Raw genomic sequence first — 4,979 nt, forward strand, 5'->3', positions numbered from 1 at the left:
TTTTTTTTACAGGAGATAAAAATATGAGTAAACTATTTGATAAAGCAAATTCAATAGGATTTGAGACTAAAAACAGATTTGTTAGGGCAGCTACTTGGGAGTGTTATGCTGATGAAAAAGGTCATATGACTGATATTTTATATAATATATATAAAAAACTTGCACAAAATGAAGTAGGACTTACTATAACAGGATATGCTAACATATTAGAAGAAGAAAAACCTAACTCTGGAATGATGGGAATGTATAGTGATGAATTTATAGAAGAATACAGAAAATTAACTGATATGTGTCATAGATACGGAAATAAAATAGTTATGCAACTTGCTTATGGCGGAACAAAGACTACATATAATGTTGGAGAGAGAGTTATTTATGCTCCAAGTGCTGTAGCTGAAAGAAGTACGGGAACTATAGGAAAAGAAATGAATAAAGATGAGATTAATTATGTAGTGAAGGCATTTGCAAATGCTGCAAGAAGAGTTAAAGAAAGTGGATTCGACGGTGTAGAAATACATGGTGCTCATACATACTTAATAAATCAATTTTTAAGTCCTTACTATAATAGAAGAATTGATGAATACGGTGGAAATTTTGAAAATAGATGTAGATTTTTAAAAGAAATTTATAGAGAAGTTAGAAAAAGTGTTGGAGATGATTTCCCTATAATAGTCAAACTTACTGCAACAGAATTTTTTGATGGAGGATTAACATTTGAAGACACTAAAAAAATATGTTTAATGTTAGAGAAACTAGGGGTTAATGCTTTAGAGATATCAGGAAATGTACATGGAAAAGCTAAAACTATGGTAGGTCAAGAGTTTGACGGCTATACTATAGAAAAAGAAGGTTACTTTATAAACTTTGCTAAAGAAATAAAAAAGATAGTTAATATTCCTATTATAACAGTTGGAGGATTTGAAACCTTAGCTGGAATAGAAAAAAGACATGAAGAAACAGAAATAGATTATTTTGGGATTTCAAGACCACTTTTATCAGAACCAACTTTAATAAAAGAATGGAAAGAGAATAATCAAAGAAAAATGAGATGTGTTAGATGTTCAAAATGTAGAACAAAAGAAGGAAATTACTGTACAGTATTTGATAAGGATTTTAACACTGAAATTAGAAGAGGATAGAATACTATGAATGATAAGTATATAGTTCATTTTTTAAGCACTACAAAGAAGAAAATGATTAAGTTTATTCAAAATGAATTAAAGAAAAATGGATTATCAGAAATAGATCCTAGCTATGGAAATATTTTAACCGTTTTATATGAGAGTGAATCAATGCTCACCATGAATGAAATATCTAAAAAAACAAGTAAGGATAAGTCAACAATAACTGTTTTAGTTAATAAGCTTTGTAAGCTTGAATATATAGAGAAAGTTAAATGTAAGAATGATAATAGAATTACTTATATAAAACTTACTGAAAAGGCAAATAAAATTAGAGATAAGTATATGCAAATAAGTAAGAATTTAAACAAAGTTGTATATAAGGACTTTAGTCAAGATGAGAAAGAGGAATTTCTAAGACTATTAAAAAAGATGAATAATAATTTATCTATAATATAATAGTGCATTTTTGCTTAAATAATTTTACAGTTGAATAATAAAACAATTTTTTAAGCTATTTTGAGACTGTAGTCTAATCTATTTTTTCAGCAAAAGATTCTTTATTAACTACTCTCTTATGCTATTTTAAAAAATTAATATATCACTTTTATAAATATTAATATGTTAACCAGTTGTAAACAAAATCAATTTTGTGACTGACTTTTAAAAGGTCTGCCACATCTAAACCTATTGGTATCACTAGTTTTTGACGGACTTTACCAGACTTTAAGTTTTTTTTTACTCCCTATATATATACAATTAAATAAATTTCACTTTTTTTATACTACTTTTTTAATTCCCTATATATAAGGAGTAAAAAAAGTCCGTCAATTCTAGCACACCCATTGATATCACTAAAAAAACTCCTGTTTCAATTCTGGCACAATTCTGTCACAACTCCGTCAAACTAAGAATTATTTTCTTAATATATACAAGTTGAAAAATCAATATTAACTTTAACTTGTAATAAATATCTTGACATATTTACAGCTTTATAAAAATATTTAACTATAAACGTTAATTTCTCTATTTTTTTCATTGTGTGCATAAACCTCACCATATGAAAGTAAATCTTTATTATAATATTAGTATTTTAGTTATTATAGTATCAATGTTCTGAAACCCTAATCTTTTTACATACTATAACCACACATAACCTTTATTAATATAGGTTAAATAAAAAAGATTAAATTCTAAGTTAATTAGAATTTAATCTTTTTCTATAACAGTTTTATTAACCATAATATCAAGTTTGTAGTAACGGTATTTTTATTAGAAATTTAAATTCTCTATTTTCTTTATCTACCTTTACAAGAGCCATTCCATTAGCCTCATTTACTATATGCTTTATACTTTCTACACCTATGCCATGAAGTTTTTTATTTTTTTTCGTAGTAATTAATCTATCATTTCTAAATTTTATATATCCATTAAACGAATTATTCTGATATATAATTAAATTATCATCTTTTAAATAGCTTTTAAAATTTATCCATTTAGGCTCAGTATTATCTTGTTTTATACAAGCTTCAAATGCATTGCTTGATAAATTATTGAATATATTTACTAATTCTAAATCTGTTATACTAAGATTACTTGGAATATAACAATCTGAATCAAATAAAATCTTATTAGAATTACATTCTTCATACAGTCTGTTTAATAAAGCATTAACCAATGAATTATTTGATAGCTTTTTATTGTAATTTGTAACATCTTGTATTTTTTCATCAAATGCTAATATTATCTCTTTCGCTTTTTCATTATCACCCATTTCAATAGAATCTTTAATATTTAATAGTATATTTTTAAAATCATGATTGTACATTTTTAATAAATTTGAGTAATCATCTATCTTTTTATTAATATTTTCATTATATTCTAAATTTAATAAATTGCTTTTATATAAAATTTCATCTTCTACCCATTTTATTGATTTTATCGCCATACTTAAGGCAAAATAAAAACACATATTTATACAAATTCGATTTACTAACATATGAAATGTAGTTGTACTAATGTCACCTGAATAATAATATATGTAATTAGAATTAAGTAATATAATAACCAAACTAGTAACCGTTAAAATTAATGCTTTTAACCTTTTTCTATTAATCAATAGCTTCTTAGCTATATCCAAACTACATATCTTTTCAAAATTAATTCCTAAAATAAGATTTAATATTCTGCATAAAGCAAAAGATAATAAATAAGAGTCATATGACTGAACAACTTGATACATACTTTTTTTTAATATAATACTTAAAATACCAATAACTATATCTCTATTTATAATCATATTAAATATCTGGTATATAACAACATTATATATAACCTCTATTGAATTACTAAAAATAACCTTAAATATAATCATCTGTAAAAAAAATGTTATTATATATACAATAGGTATATATGTTTTACCCAAAATCAACATTATCGAAATACTAGACATGAATATAGGATATATTTTAACCATTAACTTATTTCTTACTTCTAATAAATTAACACAATAATTTATAAAAAACTTGTTATATATGTATATTATAAAAAAAGTTATTAATTCTAAAAAAAATATCAATACAATTCTCACCTCATATAATATATTATATTATAAAAAAATCTAATATATCAATAAAATATTCTTACAATAATCCCCTTATATAACTTTATATATCAATTTTTCTCATAAAAATAACCTTAATCATTACTGTTTAATGATTAGGGTTGTTTTATTTTTAACACACAAAATTTGCACTTTAGTTAAATCTATTTTCATTGTTAATAGTAGTTTCTATATTAATTCCACTTAATATATCACTTTCTACTTCTTCAAATATCTCTACTAGTGTCTTGCTCATAGCAAAAGTACCTACTAACGTTATTATAATTATATTTTTATTTAATAACTTAATTAATTTTTTCATTTACTTCCTTTCTAATAATTAATCATTATAACTTAGTGATAGATCCTAATTATTATATGATAATATTATCAAATTCATTTTCCATGAGTACACGTCTAAAATCTTTTGAATACTTTCTACCTATTGGTATAATGATATCTTTTTGAATCTTACATTCTAATTTATTAAAAGTTTGCACATACTTTATATTTACTATATATGATTTATGACAACGAATAAATCCATATTCTTTAACTTTTTCATATATATCTTTAAAAACACAATTTACTTCTTCTAAATCTCCTGATACCTTATGTAGTATAACTTTTTTATTTAAACTTTCCATATAAACAATATTATCTAAATTAATAACTTTACTTTGTGGTTTAGATGAAATAATAATATTCTTATTAGAATTTGTGTAAACTTGTTCAACAGCTTTCAAAAATATATTATTAAATCTATCATCATTCTCATTCTTCAATATATAATTTAATGGCTCTACCTTAAATGAATCTAATGCAAACTCTTTGCTTGTAGTTAAAAATATTATAATTCCATTATATCCATATTTTCTTAATATTTTTGTAGTTTCAATACCATTAATTTGTTTCATTAATATATCTATAATTATTATATTAAATCTATTCGGATTATCTTCTAATTCAAATATTAGACTTTCTCCACTTAAAAATTTTTCTATTTTATATGCATAATTATTTTTATTTGATAGTTCATCTATTCTATCTGAATAATAATTTAAAACATCTTTATCATCATCACATAAACAAATATTTAACATATATAACTCTCCATTATACTTTACTAATACTTATTTTATTTCAATAATTTCTACAACACCACTCAATATATCTATAAATGTATATGATTCTATTAATCCTATATTTTCATTTATAATTTTACGTATAACTAAAAAGTTGTCAGATAAACCTTC

Annotated in this window: 5 protein-coding genes; 2 read left to right on the plus strand and 3 right to left on the minus strand. The window is 23.1% G+C overall.

The window, feature by feature from the left end; genetic code table 11:
- Positions 1-23: 23 nt before the first annotated feature.
- The gene (locus Q1J60_RS08030) at positions 24-1,139 is read left to right on the plus strand and encodes an NADH:flavin oxidoreductase (protein ID WP_300260584.1); all 1,116 of its coding nucleotides are present in this window, start codon (positions 24-26) and stop codon (positions 1,137-1,139) included.
- 6 nt (positions 1,140-1,145) lie between these two features.
- Entirely contained in the window at positions 1,146-1,580 is a 435-nt protein-coding gene (locus tag Q1J60_RS08035; protein WP_300260587.1) for a MarR family winged helix-turn-helix transcriptional regulator, read from the plus strand.
- A 787-nt stretch (positions 1,581-2,367) separates the two neighbouring features.
- Here Q1J60_RS08035 and Q1J60_RS08040 read toward each other — a convergent pair.
- The 3 genes from Q1J60_RS08040 to Q1J60_RS08050 form a co-directional block, all read right to left on the minus strand.
- A complete protein-coding gene (locus Q1J60_RS08040) occupies positions 2,368-3,420 on the minus strand; it encodes a sensor histidine kinase (protein ID WP_300260590.1) in 1,053 nt (350 codons plus the stop codon).
- 457 nt (positions 3,421-3,877) lie between these two features.
- Positions 3,878-4,045 carry a hypothetical protein gene (locus tag Q1J60_RS08045; RefSeq protein ID WP_300260593.1) on the minus strand — a complete coding sequence of 56 codons (168 nt, stop codon included), beginning with the start codon at positions 4,043-4,045 and terminating at the stop codon, positions 3,878-3,880.
- A 52-nt stretch (positions 4,046-4,097) separates the two neighbouring features.
- Positions 4,098-4,826: a LytR/AlgR family response regulator transcription factor gene (locus tag Q1J60_RS08050; protein ID WP_300260596.1), complete on the minus strand. Its 729-nt coding sequence runs from the start codon at positions 4,824-4,826 to the stop codon at positions 4,098-4,100.
- Positions 4,827-4,979 lie beyond the last annotated feature (153 nt).

The organism is Clostridium sp. (assembly GCF_029258205.1).
Taxonomy (GTDB): domain Bacteria; phylum Bacillota; class Clostridia; order Clostridiales; family Clostridiaceae; genus Sarcina.

Excerpts from the sequence above, each read along its gene's own strand:
- Q1J60_RS08045 (WP_300260593.1), bottom strand. The coding sequence starts at position 4,045 with ATGAAAAAATTAATTAAGTTATTAAATAAAAATATAATTATAATAACG.
- Q1J60_RS08035 (WP_300260587.1), top strand. The coding sequence starts at position 1,146 with ATGAATGATAAGTATATAGTTCATTTTTTAAGCACTACAAAGAAGAAA.
- Q1J60_RS08050 (WP_300260596.1), bottom strand. The coding sequence starts at position 4,826 with ATGTTAAATATTTGTTTATGTGATGATGATAAAGATGTTTTAAATTAT.
- Q1J60_RS08040 (WP_300260590.1), bottom strand. The coding sequence starts at position 3,420 with ATGATTATAAATAGAGATATAGTTATTGGTATTTTAAGTATTATATTA.
- Q1J60_RS08030 (WP_300260584.1), top strand. The coding sequence starts at position 24 with ATGAGTAAACTATTTGATAAAGCAAATTCAATAGGATTTGAGACTAAA.